Below are 25,569 nucleotides of genomic sequence, written 5' to 3'. Positions count from 1 at the left end.
GCCCCTACTCAATGGGGACGCGGCCCGGATCGGCGGGGCGCGAGGTGCTGGAATTCCGCCGGTGCGGGGGCCGTCGTGCCGAGTTTGACCGTCGAAAATTACCTCAAGTCCATCTACCTGATCGCCGGTCGCCGGGCGCCGGGCGAGGCGGTGGCCACCGGCGAGCTGGCCACGGCCCTGAACGTCTCGCCGGGCACCGTCACCGGGATGCTCAAGACGCTCTCCGAGGCCCAGCTCGCCACCTACACCCCCTATGAAGGGGCGAGGCTCACCGCGTCCGGGACCAGGCTGGCCCTCAAGGTCCTGCGGCGTCACCGCCTGCTCGAACTCTTCCTCGCCCAGACCCTGCGGATGCCGTGGGACGAGGTCCACGAGGAGGCCGAGCACATGGAGCACGCGGCCTCCGACCGCCTGATCGACCGGATCGACACCTTCCTGGGGTTCCCCTCGGTCGACCCGCACGGCGACCCGATCCCCCGCTCCGACGGGTCGCTGACCGAGCCACCGGGCACCCCCCTGGCCCAGCTCGATCGCGGCCAGCGATTCCGGGTCGTCCGGGTGGTCGACCAGGATCCGAGCTTCCTCCGCTACTTGACGGAGTGCGGGCTCGACCTGGGGGCCGAGGGGGAGATGACCGAGAACCGCCCCGAGGCGGGCTTTCTCGCCTTCCGCCTCCGCGATCGCGCCGCGGCGCTCGGGACCGAGGCGGCCCACAAGGTCCTGGTCACGCCCGAGCCCGCCGGGGTTACGACCGAAACGCCGGATCGATGACCATCGACGGCGGGCGGTCGATGCGATAGGCCGACAGGTCGATCCGGGTCGGCCGGCCTAGCACGAGGTCGGCGATCACCTCCGCCGTGGCGGGCGCCAGCTGCAGTCCGGCCCTTTTGTGCCCGGCCGCCACCACCAGGTTTTCCAGCCCGGGCGCCAGGCCCAGGTAGGGGCGCGAGTCCATGCTCCCGGGCCGCAGGCCGGACCAGGATCGTTCGACCTCGGACCGGGCCAGGGACGGGCAGAGGCGATGGGCAACGGCCAGCAGGTCGCGGCGGGCCTCGTCGGTCGTCCGATTGTCGAACCCGGCGTCTTCTTCGGTCGCGCCGATCAGGATCCGCCCGTCATCGCGCGGTACCAGGTAGTTCTTGCCATGCTCGATGATCCTCCGCAAAGGCATCCGGTCGTCTCGGAGCAGGACGATCTGCCCTTTGAGCGGCGGTGTCGGTGCCATCACGCCGAGGTCCCCGAGCAATTCACCGGTCCACGCCCCGGCCGCCACGACCACGCGGTCGCACCCGATCGGGCCGGACTCGGTCCGCACCGCCCGGACCCGCCCGCCGACGACATCGAAGCCGATGACCCGCCGATGGGGCATCAAGGCGACCCCGCGCAGTTCCAGCGCGGCGGCCAGGGCCTTGAGATGCCGGGGGTTGCGGATCTGCGCGCGATCCGGCAGGAAGTAGACCGCGCGGGCCTCGGCGGTGAGGGCCGGCTCGACGCGGGCGAAATCGCCGGGGGCCAGGCGCTCGAAGACGATCCGCTCGGCCCTCCAGCGGCCGGCCGCCGCCTTCAGCTCGGTTTCCTCGTCCTCCGTGAACGCCACGTCGATGCCGCCGGTCCGGCGATAGCCGTTGTCGATCCCGGTCTCGTCGCGGAGCGCCTCGGACCACTCGGGGTAGAGCAGGGCACTCCAAGAACGCAGGTCGGTGGTCGGGTTGGTCGTGATCCGCTCGCAGTGGGGCGGGATCATCCCGGCGCCGGACCAGGAGGCCCCGCGTCCCAGGGCGTCGCGATCGAGCAGGGCCGGGCGGACCCCCTCCCGCGCCAGGGCGTAGGCGATCGACATCCCGATCGCCCCGCCGCCGATCACCACCACCTCGGTCGCGGTCATCGCCGGCCCGCCCCGGGGTCGGCCCGCCAGGTCTTCTCGGCGATCCGGTAGAGTGATCGATCCTCGGAGGCCAGGATCAGGTCCATGCCGTCCCAGCAGATCCCTTCCACGTCCTTGGCCTGGAAAGCGACGATTCGGCTCAACCCCCATCGCTTCGACGCCTGGTCGCGATAGACCCGCACCACCGAGTTGGTGACGACCGCCAGCAGTTGGCCATCGGGGGAGAGGTCGGCGCCGGTCACGGGCTCGGTGCATCCGGGCAAGGTCCCGACCCGCTTGGCCGTCACGGGATGGCCCACCGGGGCGGGCGGATCGAGCGGGACCGAATAGAGCGCCGCATCCAGCTTGTCGGAGCGTTTGGCGATCAGGAAGGCGCGGCCGCCCGAGATGAACAGCGCCTCGGCGTCGAAACGATCCTTGTCGGGATAGCGGAAATAGGTGGCCGAGGCCAGGGGGATGGCGTCGTCGGACGGCCGGGTCGGGTCGGGCTCGGCGATCCGATAGATGGCCCGGACGCTCAGGCGGAGGTCGTTGTTGCCGATCTCGCCGATGTAGAGGTTGCCGTCGTCGTCGGCGGCGATGTCCTCCCAGTCGAGATTCGGGGCCGCGACCCGATAGGATCGGATCAGTTGGCCGTTGCGACGCACCGCGAACAGGGCCGGCGGATTCCCCGAGTCGTTGTGGACCCAGTAGGTGTCGGCATGGCGACGGCTGCGGACGATGCCCGAGGCCTCGCGGATCGCGGCGGCCTCGAACCGGCCCACCCGCTCCAGCGACGTCCCGGATGCGAGGCCGGCCAGCGCAATCCCCCAGACGATCATCGATCTCATCGCGGAGTCTTCTCCCCTTCATCTCTGGAGCGACCATCGTAGCAGAACCGGCCCCCGGCCGCTCGGCGTCTTCCCTTGCGAACCGATCGCCCGGGTGTCACACTCGGGGGTGGATCGGTGGACGACACGCTCAGAGAAAGTTGGAATCGACGATGGAATCGCCCAAGATCCGCCCCGGCGTGGTGCACGATGGCGACCCGATGCCCCGGGTCGTCGCCTTCTTCCGCAATTCGGCCCTGGGCAATGCGGCGATCCAGCTCGTCACGAGCCTGGGAGTGCCCAGCGACCGCCTGGGCATCACCCCGCCCGAACTGATCGAAGGCGGGCAGGGGATGATCCTGTCGATCGCCTGCCCCGAGGCTCTCCGGCACCGCGTCGAGGCCGCCTGCCGATCGCACGGGGGCGCCCTCCACCGACAGCCGATCTGACCGCTCGCCTTGCTTGCCCCGCCGGGATATCATGATATCAGTGGCGACCCGTACGGCGTCGGTTGGGAGGCGAGGCGACTTCATGGGCCATCCCGTCGTTTGGCGACTGACGGCGATGATCGCGGCGGGGGTCCTGTGCGCGCCGACGCTGGCCGGCGCGATCGATGCCGATCCCAACGTCGCGCGGGGCGTCCGCTACCTCCAGGCATCCGGGGGGGCCAACACCGGCGAGTCGGCGCTGAAGGCCCTGGCCCTGATCAAGGCCGAGGTCCCGGCCTCCGACCCGATGGTCGCCGATGCCCTGGGCAAGATCCGGGCCCGGTTCAGCGGGTCGAACTACAGGCCCGAGAGCGGCGGCGGGCCGGACGTCTACGAGGCGTCCGTGACCCTGATGGCCCTGGCCAACCTCGACCCGGTCGCCTATCGGGCCGAGATCGAGGGGGCGGCCCGCCACATCCTGTCCAAGCAGAAGCCCAACGGGTCGTGGGATTACGACTTCCGCTCGGCGGGCGACACCTCGATCTCGCAATATGCGGTGCTCGGCCTCTGGGAAGCGGACAACGTCGGCTTCGCGATCGAGCCGGAGGTCTGGAACCGGGCGGCCCGTTGGTTCATCGGGACCCAGAGCCCGGTCGGCAGCTGGAACTACCACCGCGACGAGAGCGGGCCGGAGACGATGTCGATGACGGCGGCCGGGACCGGCAGCCTCCTGATCTGCTTCCGGCAGCTCGCCCCGTTCCGCAACCTGAAACCGCCCAATCCGCTGTTGATCCCGGTGACGCCCGAGGCGGGCCGGCGAACCCCCACCGACCTCGTCGCCGAAGGACGCCTGGCCGGGGCGATCCGCGGCGGGCTGAACTGGCTGACCCGTAATTTCTCGACCAGCCAGCCGGACGTGGTCGGCCACTCGCCCTATTACGCCCTCTATGGGATCGAGCGGATCGGGGCGTTGGCCGATCAGGCCACGCTGGGCAAGCAGAACTGGTTCGAGGACGGCCGCCGATTCCTGGCCGCCACCCAGCAGTCGGGGGGCAACTGGACCGCCACCTATGGAGACGGCCCGAACACCGCCTGGGGCGTCCTGTTCCTGACCAAATCGACGGCCAAGTCGGTGCGCAAGCTCCAGCTCCGCCGCCTCGGGGCCGGCACCTTGATCGGCGGTCGTGGCCTGCCGGCCGACCTGAGCCAGATCTCGGTGGCCGGCGGCCGGGTCGTCGCCCGCCCGATGGACGGGGCCGTCGAGGGGATGCTGGCGGTCCTGGAAGATCCCCGCGTCGTGGACGCCGCCTCCGCCCTGGCCGGTCTGGTCGCCCGGTATCAGGTCGACGGGTCGAAGGCGCTCCGCCCCCATGAGGCCCGGTTCCACAAGCTGCTGTCCGACCCCGACCAGGGGGTCCGGCGGGTGGCGGCCTGGGGGCTCGCCCGGACCGGCGAACTGGGCGTCGCCCCGGACCTGATCTCCGCCCTCCGCGACCCCGACCCCGGCGTGCGCGACGAGGCCCGCGATGGCCTGCAACTCCTGTCAAGGCGCATCGATGGGTTCGGCCCGCCCCGGGACGCCACGCCGGATCAGGTCGAGGCGGCAGTCAAGTCCTGGAGGGCCTGGTACGAAGGGGCCCGCCCCGCCGGCAGCCCACCGCTCCCGCCCGATCCGGGCCCGAACCGGAGGGGACCATGAGCCCCCCAACCGTCCCGATCGAGCCTCGCGTGATCGGCGAGTCGGCCTACGATCGGGTCACTTCGCTGCTCCTGGCCCTGATCCTCGGCGCCCTGATCGTCTTCGGGTGGCTTTCGATCATCGCGGCGACCAGCCTGGCCTATGCCACGCGGGTGGCCCGCCCGGTGCAGATCATCGAGGTGGCCGGAGGAGGCGGGGGCCGGCCCGACGGGCAGATGGGCGGGGTCGAGTCGGTGAACGTCCCGGGCGGGGCGGCCGCCGACAAGGCGTCCAACAACGAGGAAGAAGCCCCCGACTTCGAGGAACCCTCGGTCGAGGCCCGTCCGTCGGCCCTGCTCGATGCCGCCACCGATCCCGGGCAGGAACTGGCCGAGGTCGACGTCGGTGCGGTGATGCCCAACGGCGGCCGGGTCGCCTCGGGGAAGCGCCGCTCCAGGGTTGGCAACGGGATGCCCGGCTTCGGCTTCGGCCCCGGCGACGGCGGGGTCAGCCGCGAGGATCGCTGGAGCATCGTCTTCAAGACCGGCCAGACCCCCGACGAATATGCCCGGCAGCTCGACGCCCTGGGTGTGGAGCTGGCCATCGTGTCCGGCAATCAGCTCGCGTATTACTCCAAATTCTCGCAGGCCCGGCCCGAGCGTCGCCTGGGCTCCGGCGCCAACGACCGACGGCTCTACTTCGTCTGGCGCGGGCAGGGCCGCAAGGAGTCGGACCTCGCCCTGCTGGCCAAGGCGGGTGCGGAGGTGGGCGAAGGGGTAATCTTCCAGTTCTATCCCGACAAGGTCGAGGAGACGCTGGCCCAGCTGGAAGTCCGTTACAAGGGGCGGCAGCCGGGCGAGATCCGGAGCACCCGCTTCGGCGTGGTCCAGCTCGGGTCGGGCTATGGCTTCGAGGTGATCTCCCAGGAAGGGCTGCGTTAGGCCGGGCGAGGGCCCGGCCGGCCCCATTGACCATCGAGCGCGGAGACCGTCGAACCACCCATGGCGACCCTCGAAGTCCACGACGCCGACGGCCGGGTCTCACGGTACCGGATCACCCGGGACACGCCGGCCACCTTCGGGTCCGACCCGCTGTGCGACGTCGTGCTCAACGGGCCGGGCGTCTCGCCGTTCCATGGGCGGATCCGCTGGAGCAAGCGGCGTTACAAGATCGACGCCTCCCCCGGGGTCGCCCCGTTCGAGGTCAACGGCAAGAAGCTCGTCTCCTCCAGCCTGTATCAGGGGGATGAGGCCCTGGTCGGCGGGGCCCGGATCTTCGTCCTGAGCACCGCCGACGACGTGTCCCACGGCGACAAGACCGTGGTCCAGACCGACCCGACGCGGGGCCGCCCCGCACCACCGCCGCCCCCGGCCCCCGCACCCGTCCCGTTCCACAAGATGGAGATGGCGCCCCCCTCGATCGAGCTGGAGGGCGACCTGATCCCGATCGCTGACGAGCCTGCGTCTCCCCCATCTCGCCCCGTGCCGCCGCCGTTGAGGCCCGCATCGCGACGCCCGAAGGATTTTTTGAGGCGCATGAAGTTCGGCGAATCCGGGCCGCTGGCCCAGGACTTCGAGGACGTCAACACGCTCCTCGCCGAAGACATCAAGGAGTTCCGGGCCGAAGAAGATCCGATCGCGCGGGCCGGCCCGAAGATCCGGAATTCCGCGGGCCTGAAAGAGCGATGGTCGAGGCTCTGGGAACGCCCTCCGGGCGAGGAGCGGGTCTTCTCCTCGCCGATGGTGATCGCCCTGATCGCCACCCTGGCCGTCCTGATCCTGTTCAGCTTCTTGCTCCGGGGCTTGATCGTCCAGGGGGCCGCACGCCGTCTGTTCGCGGACGCGATCGCCCGGATGGAGGACGGCGACGACCGGGCCGCGATCAAGGCATTCGACCGGTTCGTGGCGGAGAACCCCGGCGACCCGCGGGTCGGCAAGGCGCGCGTGCTGCGGGGCATGGCGAAGGTGCGGCAGCACACCGGCTCGGTCGGGACGTCGTGGGGAAACGCCCTGAAGGAGGCCATCGCGACCATCGGCGAGGTTGGTGCCCTGCCGGAGTTCTCCGACTCGAAGATGGACCTGGCCGAGCAGCTCCGCAAGATCGCCGAGGGGCTGGCCGACCGGGCCCGCGACCTCGGCGATCCGACCGCGCTGGCCGATGCCGGCTCCGCCGTCACGCTCCACGATCGCCTGGCCGGGCAGGCTGCGGCGTCGCTGGTCGAGCGGTCTCGCATCCCTTCGAAGTTGGCAGCGGCCCGGGCGGCCATCGACAAGAAGCAGGCGCGGGCCGAGGCCCTGGCCGGGATGGACGCCGGGCTCAAGGCGAGCCGGCCCGACGACGTCTATGCCGCCCGCACCCGACTGGTCCGACGCCATCCCGACCTCTCGGCCGATCGCGAGATCTCGAAGCGGATGATCGCGGCCAACGACCTGATCCGGGCGGCGGTGCGCCTCGACCCGGCCGGCCGGACGGCCCAGGTCGGCGCCCGCCCCGGGCCGCTCGGGCCGCCAATCTCCGTGGTCTACCGGCTCGATCCCGGCAAGCGTCCCTCGGACCGGGGGGCGATCCATTATGCCCTGGCCGACGGGTTCGCCTTCGGGCTCGATGCCGACACCGGCGCCCCCCTCTGGCAGGTTTCGGTGGGCGTCGGGTCGCCGTTCGGCCCGGTCCCGATCTCCGGGGCGGCGCCGGCCTCGCTGGCGTTCGACGCCCGATCCAACGAACTGGTCCGGATCGAGGGCCGCACCGGCGCGATCGCCTGGCGCCAGGAGCTGGGCGGCCCGATCCATCAGCCGCCGCTGGTCCTGGGGAATCAGGTCTGGCAAACCACGCCCGACGGCCGTCTGCTCCAGATCGACCTGGCCTCGGGCGCCCTGCGGGCGACCCTGCACCTGGGCCGATCGATCGCGGCAACCCCGGTGGCCGACGAGTCGGCCCGCCATCTCTACCTGGTGGCCGAAGATGGATGCCTGTTCGTGGTCGGGCTCGATCCCCTGTCGTGCGTGGCCGTCGAGTTCACCGGCCACGATCCCGGCTCGATCGCCTGCGCCCCGGCGCTGGCGGGCCGGTTCCTGGTCCTGCCGGTGAATCAGGGGCTGGACGAGGGGGCCTGGTGGATCTACGTCGTCGACGAGTCCGGGACCAAGATCCGGCTCGCCCAGCAAGTTGTCGTCGGCGGCTGGACCTGGGCCACGCCCGAGGTGTCGGGGTCGGTCATCTGGTCGGCCAGCGACCGGAACGAGCTGGTCGCTTACGCGATCGGCCTGTACGACGCCAAGGCCCCGTTCTCTCCGATCGCACGCATCCCGCCCGCCGCCGACGCCGCGGGGCCGAGCTTCGTCGTGCCCCGGGGCGATCGAGAGGTCTGGGTGGCGTCGGGGCTCTCGGGCCGATACGAGCTGGATCCCGAGCGGGGCCGACTCCAGGCCGCCTGGACCCTGGGCGCGGCCGGGCCGGCGCTCCTCGCTCCCCGGATCTACGGGCGGACGGCGGTGCTCACCCAGCAGGATGCCCGGGCGCCCGGGGCGTCGATCTGGGGCGTCGATGCGGCCACCGGCTCGGTCCTGTGGAGGACCGTGGTCGGCGCCGCCTGGCCGATTGCGCCGGTCGATTCGCCGACGGGCGACGGCGTGTCGGCCCTGGGCGCGAACGGGAAAGCGATCACCCTGGGCGCGGACCGGCTCCGCGCCGGCGGGTTCGTCGAGCAACCCTTGCCCCGGGCCGGGGCACCCGAACTGCCCGCCGAGCCGTCGGCCTGGATCGAGATCGGCGGGGCCACGGTGATCGTCCCGTCCCCGGGCGCGGATCACCTGCTGGTCCGGGCCGACTCCCCCGAGTTCGTCCGGGTCGACCTTCCGGCGCCGCTCGGGGCCACGCCGGTGGCCTGGGGCCCGCACCTGCTGATCCCGGGCCGGGATGGGCGGGCCTACCTGATCGACCCGAGCACCGGTGCGTCGGCCGCCGACCCGTTCGTCCCGCCCTTCGACCGATCCCGGCCGATCCGCTGGCTGACGCCCCGGCCCCTGGATGACGACGCGATGCTCCTGCCCGACGCCGACGGTCTGCTCCGCCGGCTCGTCCGCGAATCGTCGCCCCGGCCCCGCCTGGTCGCCACGGCCGAGGTCCGACTAGATAACCCCCCGCTCGGTGACCTGGCCTCGACCGGCGCCGCGATCCTCGTCGCCGGGAGGGATGGGACGATCCGCTCGCTGGCCGCGCATGACCTGACGACCCAGGGGACGTGGCCGCTGGCGTCGTCCCCGATCCTCGGGCCGATCGCCATCGGCGGGCTCGGGCTGGTCGTCGATGCCGCCAATACGGCCTGGGCCTTCGCGCCCGACGGCCGCAAGCTCTGGTCGACCCGGATCGAGGGGGATCGCGTGGTCGGCTCGCCCACGATCCGCCACGGCTGGGCCTGGTTCCTGACCCGCGACGGCTGGGCCCGGCCGGCGTCGACCGCCGATGGGACGCCGGGCCGGCCCATCCCGCTCGAACTGCTCCCCGCCCGTGGGCCGATGGCCGCCGGCGCCGACCTCGTGATCCCGGAGGGCGTGGGCACATTCCGCTGCCTCCCGTTCCCGCAGCCAGGAGCCTCGCCGCCATGAGCACCGACCGTTTCCCCAGGCGCTCGGCCGGGCTGGTCGTCGGCGCAATCCTGGTCGTCGCCGCGTCCTGGGCGTTCCCGCGCCCGGGCCTCGGGCAGAAGGCCGAACCGGCGGGGAAGGAGGCCGAACTCGTCAAGCGGGCCCCGTTCGATCGGATCACCCTGATCGACCGTTCGGTCATCGAGGTCGAACCGCTCTCGCCGCGTCCCCTGCCGCCGATCGACACCAAGAAGGTCCGCGAAAAGACCGAGGTCGAGGAGCTGGAAGAACGGGCCCGCAAGGCCATCAGGCGTCGCAACCGGCGGCCCGAGGAGAACGCCAAGGAGGACGAAGAGCCCGAGATCATCATCCACCTGCTCGAAGGGGAGGATCGGGACTTCCGGGTCAAGCGGGCCTCGATCAAAGCGGTCGAGTATTACGAGGACATGCTCCTGGCCGAGGCGGATCGGCTGATCACGGCCGAGGACTTCTCGCGTGCCTTCGAGCGTCTCCTCCACGTCCGGGCCCGCAACCCCCACTGGCCAGGGCTTGGCGACAAGGTGAATCGGCTGTTGTTCGAGGAAGGGAGCCGGGCGCTGGAGGACAACGACGGGGGGGCCCGAGGGCTTCGGCTCCTGGGCGACCTCCGCGACCGCAAGCCCGACTATCCCGGGCTCGGCGACAAGCTGGCCGCGTCCTTCGGCCAGAAGATCGCCCGCATGTTCGAGGAGGGGGACTTCGCCGAAGGGAGGCGGCTGCTCCGCGAACTGGACCGCCTCGTCCCCGGCCACGACGAGGCCCGCCGGTCGCGGGCCCGCTTCGAGGACCGGGCCCGCGCCCTGGTCGATGAGGCCGGCCGATCCGGCCCGGAGGCGAAGCTCGACCTCCTGGCGGAAGCCTCGCGGATCTGGCCCGACCTGCCCGGACTGGAGTCGACGCTGGCCGACGCTTTCCGGGCCAACCCGACGCTGGACGTCGCCGTCGCCGACGTGGCCCGGCCGGTCGGCCCGTGGCCCCGGTCGCCGGCCGGTGAGCGGGCCGGGCGTCTGCTGTACGTGCCGATTTTGGGCGGAGTGGATGATGCCTTCTCACGCGGGGAGAACCCGGGCCAGCTGGCTTCCCGAGTCGTGAGCACCGACCTGGGTCGGGGCCTCCAGATCTCGATCCGCAATGGGTTCGTCTGGTCGGACGGGTCCCGCCCGGCCTCGGCGGTGGACGTCGCCCGCGCGCTGGCCGATCGCGCCACGCCGTCGGTCCCGGGCTTCAATGCCCGATGGGCCGACCTCCTGGAGCGGGTCGAGGCGGTGGGCGACGAGCGGGTCGAGGTCCGCCTGTCCCGGCCGACCATGAAGCCCGAACTCTGGCTGGTCGGGCCGATCGGGCCGGCCCACGCCTCGGCCGACGGCCGGGTCACGCTCCCTGGCCGGGGGCGTTGGCCCGTCGGGGACGGGGCCTTCGCCCTGGATGCCGCCGAGGCCGAAGCGACGCGCTACCGGGCCGTGGCGGAGACGAGCCCGGGCCGGATCCGTCGGATCCGCGAGGCCCGGTTCCTCGACCCTTCGGCCGGGGTCGCCGCGCTGGTCCAGGGTCGGGTCTCGCTGCTGGAACGGGTGCCGCCCGCGCAGGTTCCCGACCTGACTCGCGAGCCGGGGATCAAGGTCGGCCGGCTCGCCACGCCGAGCGTCCACCGGATCGCGATCGACGGCCGCACTCCGACGCTGCGCAACCGGACGCTCCGGCGGGCCCTGTCGCTGGCCATCGACCGCCGCGTCCTGCTCGAAGAGGTGGTCCTCCGCCGGCCGGCCGACGGAGGCAACCGGGTCGCCGACGGCCCGGCCTTGAAGGGCTCCCCGTTCGACGCCCCCGACGTCGCGCCGTTCGAGTACGACCCGCTGCTGGCCCGGCTGCTGGTCGCCGCCGCGACCAAGGAGCTGAACGGGGCCAAGCTCAGCTTCACGTTCGATTATCCGGCGATCGCCGAGGCCCGCGCGGTCTGCCCCCGGCTGATCGAGGCGTGGAAGCTGATCGGGGTCGAGGTCACGCCCCGCGAGCGGCCCGAATCCGAATTGGAGTCCGATCTCCGGGCCGGCCGGCGGTTCGACCTGGCGTACCGGGCCGCCCGGGCGGGCGACCCGTTCCACGACCTCGGCCCGATGCTCTGCCCCGGATACGATGCCCCGCCGGATGCGGACGCCCTGGCCTCGCTGGCCAGCCCGCGGATCCTCCAGCTGCTGCTCCAGCTCGACCGGGCCCCGGAGACCACGGCGGCCCGCGGCCTGGCGCTCCAGATCGACCGGGAGAGCCGCGACGAGATGCCCGTCCTCCCGCTGTGGCAGGCCGATTCCCACTTCGCCTGGCGGGACCGGCTCAAGGGGCCGCCCGCGGTCGCCGAGCACGTTTATCAGGACATCGCCCAATGGGAGATCGAGCCGTGGATCGGCAAGGATCGATGAGTCGCCTCGCCGCGATCTTCCTGGGCGTGATCCTGATCGGCCCGGGCCCGTCGCCCGCGGCCGAGACCGTCCCCCCCCACGAACTCCGGCCCTACACGATCCGCGCCCGGGTCGATTTCGAGGTCGGGACCCGGATCGATGGGGCGAGGAAGTCCGAGTTCATCGCCGCCTGGCTCAACCTGGTCCATCGCTTCGTGGGGACCGCCTGGTCCATCGAGGTCGTCGACGGGACCGAGCCCGTGCCGGGGCGGTCGGTCGAGGACGCCTCGGCCGATGCGATGAAGCAACTGGCCGGGGCGGCCGACAAGGCCTGGTTCATCGAGGTCCGGCCCGAAGGTCGGGGCTTCCTGCTGATCGGGCGCGAATATGACGCCGCGACCGGGTGGCTCGGCCAGGTCCATCGCCGGTCGGTCCTGTTCCCGGCCGACGCCCCGCGTGGGCTCCTGGACGTGAGCCTGGCGATCTTCGCCCCGCTCGCGGAGGTGGGCCAGCAGGGGGGAGGCGGCGTGGACTTCCTGGTCCGCGGCGGCGGTCTCGCCCCCGCCAGCCCGATCGGCGCCGTGGCGGCGGCGGGCACCGTGTTCCGCGTGCTGCGGATCTTCCCCAGGGAAGGCGGCCCCCCCGAGGTCCGCGAGGTCCCCTACAGCTATTTCCCGGTCGAGTCGATGGACGGGGCGCGGGCCCGGTGCGGGATCATCCGGGGGGTGAGCGACCCGCTTTCCAACCGCTATGCTCGCAAGAATACGCTGATCGCCCTGGGCATCAAGCCGGCACTGGAACCGACCCGGCTCCGGTTCGTGGCCCGATCCGACAAGAGGCCGGCCTCCGGCTATGTCCTGACGGTGCGCGAGGCCGGCGAGAGCCGGTCCCGGGAGGTGGGCACGACCGACCGAGACGGCCGGATCGTCCTGGAGCCGGGGTTCGCCTCGGGCCTGGCGATCCTCCGGCTGATGGCCGGAAGCTCCGAGCCGATGGTCGAGTTCCCGATCATGCCCGGAGAGGCCGGCGAGGAACGCGTGATCCCGGTCGAGACCCGGCCGGCGACCCTCGCCCTGGAGGCCCGGCTCGACGCCCTCCGCGACGCGATCATCGACGTGGTGGCCTCGCGATCCCGGCTCGAACTGCGGATGAAGGCCCGCGCCGACGGCGAGGACTGGGACGGGCTGGCCGAGACGATCCGGGAGTTCCGCAAGCTCACCCCGCGCGACCGATTCGAGGCCCGGCTCGAACAGATCCGCGTCGAGGGGGCGAGGCAGGAGGCTGAACTCAAGTCATTGGTCCTGACCAAGAACGCCCGCGCCCAGCTCGACGACACCGCGGCCCTGATCGCCCGCTACCTCGACGACGACACGATGCGGGCCTACGACGAAATGCTCCAGCAGGCGCGAGCCGAGGCGGCGAAGGAGAAGGCGAAGCCCCAGCCCGCCGCTACGCCGCCCATGCCCTGATCGGGTCAGGGCTCGCCGGTTTCGGGCGCGGACGCCCCGCCAAACAACGAGACCAGCTTCCCACCGCCCATGAACAGGCGGCGGAGGGCCGAGGTCGGCAGGCGATCGATCTGGTTGTACCAGGCGGTCAGCATCTGGGTGAAGGCGAGCATCTTTTCGAGCTGCTCTCGGGTGTAGGCCTCGTCCGGCCCGCCCGCCTTGGCCTCCTCCACGCAGTGCTCCAGCAGGGCGATCGTCGGGTCCATCTCGCGCCGCCGACGCTCGGCCATGATGACCCGGAACGTCTCCATCACGTCCTTGAGGGCCTCGAACCGGTCGCGGCGGTCGCCGATGATGTGGACCCGCCGGACCACCCCCCAGGTGATCAGCTCCCGGAGGCTGGTCGAGACGTTGGACCGGCTGACGTCGAGGGACAGGCTGATCTCCTCGGCATCGAGGGCTTCGGGGGCGACGAACAGCAGGGCGTGGACCTGCGCCATCGTCCGGTTGATCCCCCAGGCCTGGCCCATCTCCCCCCAGTGGAGGACGAACTTCTTCGAGGCCGGCGTCAGTTCCATCGATTTCGCCCCCGACTGTCCTTTCGGTCCGCACCGAAATTCTACGAGAGTTCTGGCCGGCGTCAAATCTCAAGAAATAAGAGAATCTTCCGACTCAAGGAGCGAATCACCGGTGGCACGCCCGGCCATCCTTGCATCGAATTCGGACATGGATTAGGATCGGCCTGGAAGCGACGACGATTGTCATGGCTTCGCGATCGGCCATCAGAACCGAAAGGGGCGGCCGTTGTCCCGTCGATTCCCCCCCATCATCGCCTCGATCGGAGCGCTGGGACTGGCCATCGGCTGCGGCGGGCGGCCCGCCACGCCGGTCGAGCCGAAACCGGCCGCGCCGGCCGTCGTCGCGACGCCGACCCCGCCTCCTCCCACCATTCGGGTCCATCCCGCCACGGCGACCATCGAGCCGGGAGACCCCGGGGTCCAGATGATCGTCGATGGCGACGGGACGCACGGGGGCCGGAAGGACCTGACGGCCGCGGTCGCCTGGACGGCCACCCCGGATGGCGTCGTGGCCATCGACGCCACGGGGTTCGCACGCCCGGTCGGGCCGGGGACGGCAAAGATCGTCGCGATGGCCGGCCCGTCGCGGGTCGAGTCGACGATCGTGGTCGCGGCGAAGCCCCGGGCCTGGGACTTCGCCGAGGACATCGAGCCGATCCTGACCAAGGTGGGTTGCAACGCGGGGAACTGCCACGGCCGGGCGTTGGGCCAGAATGGTTTCCACCTCTCCCTGTTCGGGTATGACCCCGAGGCCGATCACCGGAGCCTGACCCGCGACCTCGGCGGCCGCCGCGTCTCGACGGTCCGACCCGAGTCGAGCCTGGTCGTCGCCAAGGCCACCGGCGCCATCCCTCATGTCGGCGGGGCGCGGATCCGCCCCGGATCGGACGAGGAGAAGATCCTGCTCGGCTGGCTCCGGGCGGGCGCACCGATGAAGGCCGACGGCGGGCACGGCCGGACGGTCCGGGTGGCGGTCGAGCCCGGCGACGTCCGGCTCGACGAACCGGGATCGACGCAACTCCGCGTGGTGGCGACCCATGCCGACGGCCACACCCGCGACGTGACCCGGCTGGCCAACTACCGGGTCAACGACGACTCGGCGGCCACGATCGACGCCCGGGGCCGGGTGACCCTGCTCCGCCGCGCCGAGGCCGACCTGGTGATCCGCTATCAGACCCAGGTGGTTCCCACCCGCCTGGCGACCCTGATCAATCCCGACCTGGCCTTCGACTTCGCGGCGCTGCCCCGGCGCAACTTCATCGACGACGCCCTGTTCCGGCGGCTCGAATCGCTCAAGGTCCCGCCCAGCCCGGAGGCCGGGGACGCGGCGTTCCTCCGCCGGGTGTCGCTTGATCTGACCGGCCAGCAGCCGACCCCCGACCGGATCCGCGAGTTCCTCAAGGACGTCGACCCCGACAAACGGGTCAAGCTGGTCGACACCCTGCTGGCGAGCCGCGACTTCACCCGGTTCTGGCAGATCAAGCTCGGCGACATGTTGGAGATCACCACCAGCCGGCCCGAGTTGGGCAACGCGGCCTACAACTACGAGGCCTGGCTGGCGAAACGCCTCATCGAGAACACCCCCTGGGACGCGATGGTCCGCGAACTCCTCACGGCGCTCGGCGACCCGGCCAGCCGCGACGGCAGCGGGGCCGCGGCTTATGCCCTGGAGGCGACCGACCCCAAGGTGGCCGCCGAGAAGACCGCCCAGCGCTTCCTGGGCCTGCGGATCCGCTGCGCCCAGTGCCACGACCACCCATCGGACGTCTGGACCCAGGACGACTATTACGGCCTGGCGGCCACCTTCGCCAAGGCCCGGCGCCGGCCGGAAGGGGGGCCCGGCATGATGGCCCGCGCCCCGGTCGCGATCGATCCCGATGGCTCCGTCGAGCATCAGCGGACCGGCAAGCCGGCCGAGCCCCGCCTCCTGTCCGGCGAGCCGATCCGGGCCGAGAAGACCGAGGATCCTCGGGTCGCCCTGGTGGCCTGGATGACCCGGCCCGACAATCCGTATTTCGCCCGGGCGATGGCCAACTGGGTTTGGGCCCAGTTCTTCGGCAAGGGGCTGGCCGACCCGCCCGACGACCTGTCGCGGTCCAACCCCCCGGTTCACCCGGAGTTGCTCGACGCCCTGGCCCGTCACTTCGTGGAGCACAGGTTCGACCTCCGCGATCTCGTCCGCACGGTGGCCACCTCCAGGGCCTATGGGCTCTCCTCGGCCACGGTGCCGGGCAACGAGTCCGACCAACGGCTATTCTCGCACCAAATCCCCCGGCCGCTGACCGCGCACCAGATGGCCGACGCTCTGGCCCAGGCCACCGAGGTCGTCAATCGGTATCGGGACAAGCCGGCCGGCACCCGCGCCATCGAGATCGTCGACCCGGCGACGCCGAGCACGATCCTGGAGACCTTCGGCCGGTGTGCCCGGATCAACGGCTGCGCCCCGGTGGCCAACCCGGCCCTGAGCCTCCGCCAGTCGTTGCTCCTGATCGGCGGGGACGCGGTCGAGGGGAAAGTGTCCGCCCCCCGGGGCTACCTGGCCAACCTGTTCGAGCTGGGGCTGGAGCCCGAGGAGATCGTCGAGAACCTCTACCTCCGCTCGATCTGCCGCACGCCCACCGCCGAGGAAACCTCGCGCTGGGCGGCCGAACTGGCCCCGGAGGCGACCCGCCGCGAGGTCGCCGAGGACCTGTTCTGGGCCCTGCTCAACTCGCGTGAGTTCTCGTTCAACCACTGATCCGTACCCGGAAGGAGGGGCGAACGTGGCCCGGAAATCCTCGGAAACGTCGCGACGCTGCCCCGGCCCGGACCGCCGCGCCCTGCTCAAGGCGGGGCTGTTCTCGACGATCGGGCTCGGCCTGGGGGACCTGTTCCGGCTCCAGCACGCGGCCCGGGCCTCGGGCACCGGCGGGGTCAAGCCAGGCAAGGTCAAGCATTGCATCATGATCTGGCTGGCGGGCGGGGCCTCGCACCTCGACACGTTCGACCCCAAGCCCGACGCCGCGGCCGACATCAAGGGGGAGTTCAAGCCGATCGACACGGCGGTCCCCGGCCTCCGGATCAGCGAGGTGTTCCCGAAGCTCGCCACGATGATGGACCGGGTCACGCTGGTCCGCAGCGTCACGTCGCCCGAGGCCGAGCACGATCGCGCCGCGCACCACCTGATGACCGGCTACCGGCCGACCCCGGCCCTGGTCTATCCCGGCTATGGGAGCGTGGTCTCCAAGTCGATCGAGGATGATCGGGGGGCGATGCCGCCGTACGTCGCCCTGCCGGATGCCCCGATCTTCGCCTCCAGCGGCTATCTCACCCCGGCCTACGACCCGTTCGCCGTGGGGGGCGACCCGACCGCGGCCGACTTCCGGGTCCGCGACCTGACCCCGCCCGACCGGGTGACGCTGGACCGCCTCCGGCGCCGGCGGGACATGGTCCGCTCGCTCGACCAGTTCGCCCGCGACATCGCCCCGACCCCTTTGACGACCAGCCGGGATCACTTCACGGACAAGGCCTACGACCTGCTCACCTCGTCCAAGGCCCAGGCGGCGTTCCGGATCGGCGACGAGACGCCCGAGATGCGCGACGCCTACGGCCGGACCCCGTTCGGCCAGTCGTGCCTGATGGCCCGGCGGCTGATCCAGGCGGGGGTCTCGTTCGTCACGATCAACAACCGGGGCTCGGCCCAGCTCCAGTGGGACACCCACCAGCAGAACTTCCCCCGGATCAAGAACGACCTCGCCCCGCCCCTCGACATCGGGCTGGCGACCCTGCTCGAAGACCTGGGACGGCTCGGACTACTCGACGAGACCCTGGTCGTCATGCTGAGCGAATTCGGCCGGACCCCCAAGATCAATGGGATGGCCGGCCGCGACCATCACGGCCGGGCCAACTGCGCCCTGCTCGCCGGGGCCGGGATGCCCAAGGGGGCCGTGATCGGACGGACCGACGCCAAGGGGGACACCCCGGCCGAGCGCCCGGTCACGCCCGCCGACCTGGCGGCGACCATCTACACGGCGATCGGGATCGACCCCGAGTATCAGTTCCCGACCCCCGACGGCCGGCCGGTCCGGCTGGTCGACGGCGGCACGGCGCTCCGGGAGCTGGTCGCCAAGGGCTGAGGACGCCCGGTCCGCCAAAGCCACGAGGCCGGCCGCCCTCGCGGGATCGGCCGGCCTCGATCGCTATTCGATCATGCTTTCGCATGCAGGACGTCCGGCGGCCACCCATCGGCGTGCCGGAGGAGAGCAAGTCGTGACCGGTCGATGAGGACGGCCCCGGCGACCATCGGCGGCATCTTGGAGTATGATGGCCGACGGATTTCTCGCGGATCGGGGGAGCGGCCGACTGGTCACCGGGCCGAGCCATCGACGGTTCGCTTGCGATGCCAGGATTACCGGGCACCCCTCCCGATTGTGACGCGGGAAATCCCCTACGATCGGATTTCTCGACCACTCTCGCCCCCAGCTTCGATGGGCACCATGAACACCCCCAAGCAAACGACTCCATCCGACCCGTTCGGGACGGCCGAACCCGGCCTGTTCGACGTCCAGACCCGGGCGGAGGGGCCGTCGGGATCGTTGCCGCTGACCGAAGACATGCTCCGCTACTGGCCGTCGGGCGACCTCTTCGGGCTGACCCAGAATGCGGGGATGGGCTGGAAGCCGTCGGAGGTCGATCGGGACCCCTACCTGATCCTCAGCACCCAGGGCGGGCTCCGCGCCGAGGACGGATCGCCGATCGCCCTCGGATATCACACCGGGCACTGGGAAGTCGGGCTCCTGGTCCGCGAGGCGGCCGAGGAGTTGAGCGGTCTGGGCGTGGCCCCGTTCGCCGGGATGGTGTCCGACCCGTGCGACGGCCGGAGCCAGGGCACGCCGGGGATGATGGACAGCCTCCCCTATCGCAACGATGCCGCGATCGTCTTCCGCCGGCTGATCCGTTCCTTGCCGCGTCGCAAGGGGATCCTCGGCGTGGCCACCTGCGACAAGGGGCTGCCGGCGATGCTCCTGGCCCTGGCGGGCTCTCGGGAGTGGCCGGGCATCCTGGTTCCGGGCGGGGTGACGCTGCCCCCGGCCCACGGCGAGGACGCCGGCAAGATCCAGTCGATCGGCGCCCGGTTCGCCCACGACGAGATCTCGCTCAAGGAAGCCTCCGAACTCGGCTGCCGGGCCTGCGCCACGGCCGGCGGCGGCTGCCAGTTCCTGGGCACGGCGGCCACGGCGCAGGTTGTGGCCGAGGCGATGGGGCTGACCGTCCCCCACGCCGCGCTCGCCCCGTCGGGCCAGGCGATCTGGCGCGACGTCGCCCGGCGATCGGCCCGTGCCGTGGTCGCCCTCTCGCGACGCGGCCTGTCCGGCAAGGACTTGCTGACGGACGCCTCGATCCGCAACGCGATGGTCGTCCATGCCGCGTTCGGCGGGTCGACCAACCTCCTGCTCCACATCCCCGCGATCGCCTTCGCCGCCGGCCTGCGTCGGCCGACCGTGGAGGACTGGGCCGAGGTCAATCGCAGCGTCCCCCGGCTGGTCGATGTCCTCCCGAACGGGCCCAACTACCACCCGACGATCCGGGTCTATCTGGCCGGGGGCGTCCCGGAGGTGATGCTCCACCTCAGGAATCTCGGATTGCTCGACACCTCGGTCCTGACCGCGAACGGGGCGACCCTGGGCGACGACCTCGACGCCTGGGCCGCGAGCGAACGCCGGACCCGGCTCCGCGCTCGCCTGATGCAGGAGGATCAGGTCGATCCCGACGACGTGATCATGGATCCCGACCGCGCCCGCCAGCGGGGGCTGACCAGCACGATCACGTTCCCGCGAGGGAACATCGCCCCGGAAGGGTCGGTCATCAAGAGCACGGCCATCGATCCCACCGTGGTCGACGCCGACGGCGTCTACCGCAAGACCGGCCCGGCCCGCGTCTTCACCCGGGAGAGCGACGCCGTGGCCGCGATCAAGGGGCAGGGGGGGTCGCCCGTGAAATCCGGCGACGTGGTCGTCCTGATCGGCCGAGGGCCGATCGGCGCGGGGATGGAGGAGATCTACCAGGTCACCTCGGCCCTCAAGCACCTGTCGTTCGGCAAGGACGTGGCGGTCATCACCGACGCCCGGTTCTCCGGCGTCTCCACGGGCGCCTGCATCGGCCACGTCGGCCCGGAGGCCCTGGCCGGGGGCCCGATCGGCCGAATCCGCGACGGCGACACGATCCGGATCACCGTGGACCGCATCCGACTGACGGGCACGGTCGACCTGATCGGGGCCGAGGGCCGCGACCTGTCGCCCGAGGAGGCGGCAGTCCTCCTCGTCGACCGCGAGCCGCATCCCGACCTCGCCCCCGACCCCAACCTGCCGGACGACACCCGCCTTTGGGCGGCCATGCAGGCGCTGGGCGGCGGCACCTGGGGCGGATGCGTCTACGACACCGGGGCGATCGTCGCGGCCCTGGAAGCGGGGAAGGCGAGCAAGATCTCCGGCGGTTGACCCCAGGAGCCTCGTCCATGAGCCGCTCACTCGTGACGGCCGAGGACAGAAAGAAATGCGACCAGAATCCCGGTGGATGACGTTGGGCGACGCAATGACCCTTTCCGTGGGGGTGGCGCTGGCCTTCGCCATCGAGCGCTTGCCCGGAATGGCGATTTTCTACTACCCGCTCGCGACGACCGCCTATGTGATGATCCTGCTATTCCTGATGGTGTGGGCAAGCAGCATGGCGATCTCGGCCGCGGCCCTGGCGCGGTCGGCCCGGCATCGGCGACCGATCGGGCCCGGCGAATGGCTCGCGTCCCTGATGGCCGCTTCTGGGGTCGTCGGCCTCCATCCGCAGGCTTTGATGTTCGCCGAACAGCCCCTGGTGATCCGCTATGGGATCGACTTCTCGGCCGCGCGATGGATCATCGCCGCTGCCTGGACGTTGGTGATGATCGTGGGATTTGCCGCCCTCGCCGCGATCTCCCGGCGAGTCCCGCCCTTGCTCAATGCTGTAGGGGTCCTGGGCCTCGCGATCATCGCACTCGGCGGGCCGCTCGCCGTCGTCCAGAAGGAGGTGCCGTTCCTCCTGTCCCCCTTCGGCGATCTCGGGGGGTCGTCCGCGGGCTTGCTCGCCATCCAGGCCCAGGAACGGATCGCCGAGACCCCAGTCTGGCTGATGTTCGCCGTGCCCACGATCGCCCTGGCGTCGCGGTGGCCGGGGCGTCGTTCCTGGCCCTGGACCGAATGGGCCGGGGCCATTGCCTGCACGCCGATCATGGCCTACGCACTCTTCCAACGCGACACGTTCTTCCGGCCGATGAGCGGTTTCTGGTTCGCGGATCAGGCGTTCGGGCTGGCCTGGCTTGGGTTCGTTTTGCTCCTGGCCTGGTGGATACATCGTCGATGGTCGAACAGGGTTCAGCCGTCGCCCCCGGCGGCCAGCACTTCCTCGACGTAGGCGTCCATCGCGGCGAGTTCCTCGGTGAACGGGGCCTGGACCGGAGGGAAGCGGAGGCCGGTCTTGGGATCGAGGTCGAACGCCGTGACCCGGAAGCTGATCGCGAACCGCTCGCGCTTCCACTGGGCGAAGCAGAACAGGCGGACGAACTTGCGGATCTCGGCGGCGAAGCGGCGGAGGTCGCCGTCGTACTGGGCCCGGAACGTCGGCCAGAGGCGGCGGAGGATGTCGACCGGGTCGAGGGCCAGCTGGACGAAGGCGAACATGAGCTGGTCCAGCACCAGGAACGGCATCAGGTCGGCCTCGTCGGTCTGCTCCTCGCCGGGGGGCCTCAGCTCGGCGCTGGCCTCCATCGCCTTGATCTTCTGGAGCGACCGGAGGTCGTGGAAGTCGGCCGCCCAATCGAGGTAGAGCTTGATCAGGCTCTTGGGCACGTCGGCGATCGGGGCCAGGCCGCCGCTGGAATCGCCGTCCATCGTGGTGTAGCCGACGGCCGCCTCGCTCTTGTTGCTGGTGACCAGCAGGAGGGCGTTGTGGAGGTTGGCGATCGTCCAGATCAGCATCCCCCGGACCCGGGCCTGGACGTTCTGGAGCGGGATGTCGTGGGCCGGGTTGGACCAGGACAACGGCTCGCCGATCATCGATTCGACGACCTCGTGCGCCGCCGTCAGCGCCGGCTGGACCTTGGCGTCGATGAACCGGGCCCCGAGTTCCTCGGCCACGGCGCGGGCGGCCTCGCGGGTCTTCTCGCCCGAGTTCTCGGTGGCCAGGTAGGCGCACAGGAACCGGTCGCGGACCAGCCGCGCCAGGGCCTCGGCCGAAAGTTCGGGGTGATTGTAGCGGAGCATCCGCTGGACCAGCAGGGCCACCATCCCGCTGTCCCGGCCGCCCGACAGCGCCAGGCAGAGCGTCTTGATGCCGGTCTTGCCGGTGTAGTCGCGCAGGGCCAAGGCCAGGGCCAGTTCCAGCTCGATGTGGTTCAGGTCGCGCTCGGTGATCGCCCGACCGCCGAGTGCGGAGTCTTCGAGATAGCGGAGCGAGGGGTCCGGGTGGGCTGGTTCCGGCGGGATCCAGTAGGGCGGGGGGGCCGGGGCGACGCGGTCGGTGGTGAAGTCGCCCGGGACGCGGACCAGGTTCGGGGTCTTGCCGTAGGCCCCCGCATTGGCCCGGGTCGCCTGGCTGCCCCAGGAGCCTTCCTCCATCCGGGCGTGGCGGACCTCGCGGAGGTCGACGACCCGGTGGATCATCTCCCATTCGCGGGTGAACACGAACCGACGCCCCTCGACCTCGATCCGGCCGTCCACCGCCAGGAACAGGCTGCCGTCGAAGATCAGGCGGGTGGCGTCGCAGCCCAGCAAGGAGGTGTAGAGGTAGACGCAGTGGTCCTGCTGGCTGATCTGCGAGACCAGCCGCCGACGATTGCGATGCTTGCCGATCGAGAACCACGACGCCGACGGGTTCAGCAGGATCTCGGCGCCGGCGAGGGCGTAGGTCGACCCGACCCGGAGCCCCTTCCAGGCGTCCTCGCAGATCTCGAAGGCGAAGGTGCCCAGCCCGTCCATCTGGTACATCTGGGTGCCGAGCGGGGCGGTCGTCCCATCCGGGCCGCGAAACTCGACGACGCGGCCGTGGCTCCAGGGCTGGAAGTAACGGTTCTCGTACTGGACGTCGCCGACCGCGAGGTTCTCCTTGGCGGCCAGCCCGACGAGCTTGCCGTCGGCGAGCAGGGCCATCGCGTTGAAGACGACCCCCTCGTGCGAGATCGGCAGGCCCACGGCGACGGCCATGCCCTGGGTGGCGTCGGCGAGGCGCATCGCGACATCCCAGGACCGTTCCAGCGTCCCCAGGCGGAGCAGGCGGTCGCACAGGCTGTAGCCCGGCACGCACATCTCGGGCAGGAGCAGGAGCTTCGCCCCGGTGCCGCGCGCCTCGGCGATGACCTCGCGGATCCGCCTCTCGTTGCCGGCCCAGTCGCCGACCGTCTGGTTGAGCGAGGCCGCCGCCAGGTGTGCTTGCTGACCGTCCACCATGATGAACCCCGCCCCCTCCCGCCATGCCCTTGCCGCGCCGGATCGACGCCTTCAAGGTACACCGCGGTTGGGGGATGGGTCAATTTACCGCGATCGATCGCTCACTTGCGGTCGGCGGAGTCGCCCGAGCCGTCGGCGACGGCGGGCTCGGCGGACCGGGACGGGACCACCGTGGCCTTGATCTCCAGCGACAGGCTGCCGCCGAGGGGGACGCGGATCGTCTCGGTCTTGCCGGGGGTCTTGAGGGCCGTGGTCAGGTCCTTCTCGACTTCCTGGACCGGGGTGCCCTGTCCGTCCTTCATCTGGATGCCGAAGCCGAGCGACGGGCCGGAGGTCGACACGACGGTCGTCGTGGTCACTCCGGGGGCCGGGGCCAGGAACGTGGCCTGCGAGATCGCGGGATCGGCCATCGACAGGTGGACCGACTGCGGGCTCGGCTGGTTGGCGGCGGGACGCAGCGACTCATCCAGCGTCGAGGCCGCGATCGGCAGCGGGGGCAGCTCGACCACGTTGCCGTTGCCGTCGACCGGCAGGGGCAGCATCCGCGACGGGGCGGCCGGGGTCGGCAGGATGGGCTGGGTCGGGGCGGCGTCGTCGAAGCTGGCGGTCACGACCGCCTCGTCCTGGGTCCTGAACAATTGGCCATAGTACTCGTTGAGGCCCTGCTTGACAGCGAGGCGGCCCGTGGGAACCTCATCGATGTTCGCAACGATGTCGGCGTAGCTCCGGCCGGCGAACGGCTGGATGCGGCCCGAGTCCGGATTGTGCTGGAAGGCGGGGTCGACGGCCATCAGGGCCAGGGTGTCCTCGGTCAGGGCCTGGTTGAGCTGGGAGACGGCGATCGGCGTCGGGGGCTGGTCGTTGCTGAGCTCCACCACGGCGAGGCGTTCGCGGGGGATAGCCCGGCCCAGGTGGTTGGCGACCGTGTCGACGCCCAGGCTCACCACGAGGATGCCGTCGTTGGGGATGAGCCACTCGCCTTCGATCTCGGCGTGGGCCACTTCCGGCACCTGGATGTTGGTGCCGATGGCCTCGGCGCCGCCCTCGCACTTCGTCGCGAGGCTGACGCCGAAGGTCGTCTTCAGGAAGGCGCCGACGGCCGCGTTGTCCGTGGGCTTGGGGGCATCGGGGGCGGGCTTGGTCGGGTGCAGGTCTTCGACGAATTTCACCTGGTGCATCGCCAGGACCCGCGTGTCGGAGATCAGAACCTGGGCCAGCATCCCCTGGTCGAGCTTCCGGCCCCGGACCCGGGCCTCGATCCCGGCATCGATCGTCTCGACGGCGGGCTTGAAGGAGATCGGCGTGGTCGTGCCCCCGACCCGATCCTGCCTGGCCACATAATGGACCGGCTTGATGTTCGAGACGGCCGCCTCGCCCACGGCATCGACCCGGGGCGTCGTAGAGACGATCTTGGCACGCGCGACCAGGTCGTCGAGCAAGGAGCGGTCGGCCGTCCAGACCGTGGACGTTCCCCGGTTGGCCACTGGGCGGAGGCGCGGGTGCGCCTCGGACCTCCACCCCAGCCCGTCCATGTCGAAGACCCGCACCTGCACCGAGATCGCTTCGTCGCAGGGATCGGCCGCCGGGGCGGCCCCCACCAAAGCCAGTGCGAGAAGACCCGTCATCGTTGCCATCGCTCGACCTCCTTGCCTTGTCCCCGTCGCCTTCCTAAAGCGACGACCCATCGGGGCGGGATCTTATGCGGGATGGGGAGTTTGGTCAATCGCGCCTTGTCGGCCCGAATCGTCCGCAACTTGAGGCGATTTCCGGGGCCTACCGGGGGTTCTGTTCCGTCGGCTCGCCCGGGACGGGACCCGGACGGCGGGCGCAGGGCATGCCCTGGCGGAGTGCCGACCCGGTCCCTTAGAATGAGGCCGCGTACCGACGTTCACGATGGGGGAGTTGCCCGACCGATGCCGACACCGAACGAACTGTATGATCAGGCCGTGGACCTCCGCGACGCCGGCGACAAGCCCGGGGCCGTGGCCAAGCTGGAAGAGGCGATCGCGGCGGACCCGAGCTTTGCCATCGGCCACGGCATGCTCGCCAAGCTGTTCGTCGACCTCGCCATCCCCGACAAGGCCATCGAGCACGCCAAGAAGGTCGTCGAGCTTGAACCCGACGACACGTTCAGCTACACCGCCCTTTCGGTGGTCTACCAGCGATGCGGCAAGATCCCCGAGGCGGAGCATGCCAAGGCGATCGCCTTCAACAAGCAGCACGGCCTGGATTGATCCTGGACCGTTCGGTCTCATCTGATGGCGTTGGCTTCGATC

The 25,569-nt window shown here is 70.9% G+C and carries 17 protein-coding genes; 12 read left to right on the top strand and 5 right to left on the bottom strand.

Features of this window, described 5'->3' with window-relative positions; all coding sequences use genetic code 11:
• Window positions 1–75 precede the first annotated feature (75 nt).
• The gene (locus TA3x_RS22150; protein ID WP_435016849.1) at window positions 76–771 is read left to right on the top strand and encodes a metal-dependent transcriptional regulator; all 696 of its coding nucleotides are present in this window, start codon (window positions 76–78) and stop codon (window positions 769–771) included.
• Here the strand turns inward: TA3x_RS22150 and thiO are convergent.
• Window positions 746–1,885 (bottom strand): glycine oxidase ThiO, encoded by a 1,140-nt coding sequence (thiO, locus tag TA3x_RS22145; protein ID WP_435016848.1) that lies wholly within the window; start codon window positions 1,883–1,885, stop codon window positions 746–748. The genes TA3x_RS22150 and thiO overlap by 26 nt on opposite strands.
• Window positions 1,882–2,715 (bottom strand): hypothetical protein, encoded by an 834-nt coding sequence (locus tag TA3x_RS22140; protein WP_435016847.1) that lies wholly within the window; start codon window positions 2,713–2,715, stop codon window positions 1,882–1,884. The genes thiO and TA3x_RS22140 overlap by 4 nt, the downstream gene beginning before the upstream one ends.
• A gap of 152 nt (window positions 2,716–2,867) precedes the next feature.
• Between TA3x_RS22140 and TA3x_RS22135 the strand changes: the two genes are divergently transcribed.
• The 6 genes from TA3x_RS22135 to TA3x_RS22110 all read left to right on the top strand — a co-directional run bounded on the left by TA3x_RS22135 (window position 2,868) and on the right by TA3x_RS22110 (window position 13,284).
• Window positions 2,868–3,143, top strand: a complete 276-nt coding sequence (locus TA3x_RS22135) for a hypothetical protein (protein ID WP_435016846.1) — start codon at window positions 2,868–2,870, stop codon at window positions 3,141–3,143.
• A gap of 82 nt (window positions 3,144–3,225) precedes the next feature.
• Window positions 3,226–4,821, top strand: a complete 1,596-nt coding sequence (locus tag TA3x_RS22130; protein WP_435016845.1) for a HEAT repeat domain-containing protein — start codon at window positions 3,226–3,228, stop codon at window positions 4,819–4,821.
• Window positions 4,818–5,741, top strand: a complete 924-nt coding sequence (locus TA3x_RS22125) for a hypothetical protein (RefSeq protein ID WP_435016844.1) — start codon at window positions 4,818–4,820, stop codon at window positions 5,739–5,741. Before TA3x_RS22130 ends, TA3x_RS22125 begins: the two co-directional genes overlap by 4 nt.
• Before the next feature lie 60 nt (window positions 5,742–5,801).
• Complete coding sequence (locus TA3x_RS22120) at window positions 5,802–9,404, top strand: PQQ-binding-like beta-propeller repeat protein (protein WP_435016843.1); 3,603 nt, start codon at window positions 5,802–5,804, stop codon at window positions 9,402–9,404.
• The gene (locus tag TA3x_RS22115; protein WP_435016842.1) at window positions 9,401–11,836 is read left to right on the top strand and encodes an ABC transporter substrate-binding protein; all 2,436 of its coding nucleotides are present in this window, start codon (window positions 9,401–9,403) and stop codon (window positions 11,834–11,836) included. Before TA3x_RS22120 ends, TA3x_RS22115 begins: the two co-directional genes overlap by 4 nt.
• Window positions 11,833–13,284 carry a hypothetical protein gene (locus TA3x_RS22110; protein ID WP_435016841.1) on the top strand — a complete coding sequence of 484 codons (1,452 nt, stop codon included), beginning with the start codon at window positions 11,833–11,835 and terminating at the stop codon, window positions 13,282–13,284. Before TA3x_RS22115 ends, TA3x_RS22110 begins: the two co-directional genes overlap by 4 nt.
• 5 nt (window positions 13,285–13,289) lie before the next feature.
• Here the strand turns inward: TA3x_RS22110 and TA3x_RS22105 are convergent, their stop codons facing one another.
• Entirely contained in the window at window positions 13,290–13,841 is a 552-nt protein-coding gene (locus TA3x_RS22105; RefSeq protein WP_435016840.1) for a GbsR/MarR family transcriptional regulator, read from the bottom strand.
• Window positions 13,842–14,067: 226 nt separating this feature from the next.
• On the opposite strand from TA3x_RS22105, the gene TA3x_RS22100 reads away from it, so the two are divergent.
• The 4 genes from TA3x_RS22100 (at window position 14,068) to TA3x_RS22085 (ending at window position 21,263) form a co-directional block, all read left to right on the top strand.
• Window positions 14,068–16,578, top strand: coding sequence for a DUF1549 and DUF1553 domain-containing protein (locus tag TA3x_RS22100; RefSeq protein ID WP_435016839.1), 2,511 nt, complete (start codon window positions 14,068–14,070; stop codon window positions 16,576–16,578).
• 25 nt (window positions 16,579–16,603) lie between these two features.
• The gene (locus TA3x_RS22095) at window positions 16,604–17,956 is read left to right on the top strand and encodes a DUF1501 domain-containing protein (RefSeq protein WP_435016838.1); all 1,353 of its coding nucleotides are present in this window, start codon (window positions 16,604–16,606) and stop codon (window positions 17,954–17,956) included.
• Window positions 17,957–18,316: 360 nt separating this feature from the next.
• Complete coding sequence (locus TA3x_RS22090; protein ID WP_435016837.1) at window positions 18,317–20,317, top strand: YjhG/YagF family D-xylonate dehydratase; 2,001 nt, start codon at window positions 18,317–18,319, stop codon at window positions 20,315–20,317.
• A gap of 55 nt (window positions 20,318–20,372) precedes the next feature.
• Complete coding sequence (locus tag TA3x_RS22085; RefSeq protein ID WP_435016836.1) at window positions 20,373–21,263, top strand: hypothetical protein; 891 nt, start codon at window positions 20,373–20,375, stop codon at window positions 21,261–21,263.
• On the opposite strand, the gene nadE is transcribed toward TA3x_RS22085, so the two are convergent.
• A complete protein-coding gene (gene nadE, locus TA3x_RS22080) occupies window positions 21,224–23,293 on the bottom strand; it encodes an NAD(+) synthase (RefSeq protein ID WP_435016835.1) in 2,070 nt (689 codons plus the stop codon). The two genes, TA3x_RS22085 and nadE, sit on opposite strands and share 40 nt — an antisense overlap.
• Window positions 23,294–23,394: 101 nt before the next feature.
• Window positions 23,395–24,927 (bottom strand): hypothetical protein, encoded by a 1,533-nt coding sequence (locus TA3x_RS22075; protein WP_435016834.1) that lies wholly within the window; start codon window positions 24,925–24,927, stop codon window positions 23,395–23,397.
• Window positions 24,928–25,206: 279 nt separating this feature from the next.
• Here TA3x_RS22075 and TA3x_RS22070 point away from each other — a divergent pair, with 279 nt between their 5' ends.
• Window positions 25,207–25,527: a tetratricopeptide repeat protein gene (locus TA3x_RS22070; protein ID WP_435016833.1), complete on the top strand. Its 321-nt coding sequence runs from the start codon at window positions 25,207–25,209 to the stop codon at window positions 25,525–25,527.
• The last annotated feature ends 42 nt before the right edge of the window (window positions 25,528–25,569 follow it).

The sequence above is a fragment of the Tundrisphaera macrotermitis genome (genome assembly GCF_051175315.1).
Taxonomy (GTDB): domain Bacteria; phylum Planctomycetota; class Planctomycetia; order Isosphaerales; family Isosphaeraceae; genus Tundrisphaera.
The sequence above is the reverse complement of the archived record's forward strand: the minus strand, read 5'-3'. Positions and strand labels throughout refer to the sequence as shown.

What these genes read in the sequence shown, in the direction of transcription:
- TA3x_RS22120 (WP_435016843.1), top strand. Translation starts at nt 5,802, where the DNA reads ATGGCGACCCTCGAAGTCCACGACGCCGACGGCCGGGTCTCACGGTAC.
- TA3x_RS22090 (WP_435016837.1), top strand. Translation starts at nt 18,317, where the DNA reads ATGAACACCCCCAAGCAAACGACTCCATCCGACCCGTTCGGGACGGCC.
- TA3x_RS22125 (WP_435016844.1), top strand. Translation starts at nt 4,818, where the DNA reads ATGAGCCCCCCAACCGTCCCGATCGAGCCTCGCGTGATCGGCGAGTCG.
- TA3x_RS22135 (WP_435016846.1), top strand. Translation starts at nt 2,868, where the DNA reads ATGGAATCGCCCAAGATCCGCCCCGGCGTGGTGCACGATGGCGACCCG.
- TA3x_RS22085 (WP_435016836.1), top strand. Translation starts at nt 20,373, where the DNA reads ATGCGACCAGAATCCCGGTGGATGACGTTGGGCGACGCAATGACCCTT.
- thiO (WP_435016848.1), bottom strand. Translation starts at nt 1,885, where the DNA reads ATGACCGCGACCGAGGTGGTGGTGATCGGCGGCGGGGCGATCGGGATG.
- nadE (WP_435016835.1), bottom strand. Translation starts at nt 23,293, where the DNA reads ATGGTGGACGGTCAGCAAGCACACCTGGCGGCGGCCTCGCTCAACCAG.
- TA3x_RS22070 (WP_435016833.1), top strand. Translation starts at nt 25,207, where the DNA reads ATGCCGACACCGAACGAACTGTATGATCAGGCCGTGGACCTCCGCGAC.
- TA3x_RS22130 (WP_435016845.1), top strand. Translation starts at nt 3,226, where the DNA reads ATGGGCCATCCCGTCGTTTGGCGACTGACGGCGATGATCGCGGCGGGG.
- TA3x_RS22105 (WP_435016840.1), bottom strand. Translation starts at nt 13,841, where the DNA reads ATGGAACTGACGCCGGCCTCGAAGAAGTTCGTCCTCCACTGGGGGGAG.
- TA3x_RS22115 (WP_435016842.1), top strand. Translation starts at nt 9,401, where the DNA reads ATGAGCACCGACCGTTTCCCCAGGCGCTCGGCCGGGCTGGTCGTCGGC.
- TA3x_RS22075 (WP_435016834.1), bottom strand. Translation starts at nt 24,927, where the DNA reads ATGGCAACGATGACGGGTCTTCTCGCACTGGCTTTGGTGGGGGCCGCC.
- TA3x_RS22110 (WP_435016841.1), top strand. Translation starts at nt 11,833, where the DNA reads ATGAGTCGCCTCGCCGCGATCTTCCTGGGCGTGATCCTGATCGGCCCG.
- TA3x_RS22140 (WP_435016847.1), bottom strand. Translation starts at nt 2,715, where the DNA reads ATGAGATCGATGATCGTCTGGGGGATTGCGCTGGCCGGCCTCGCATCC.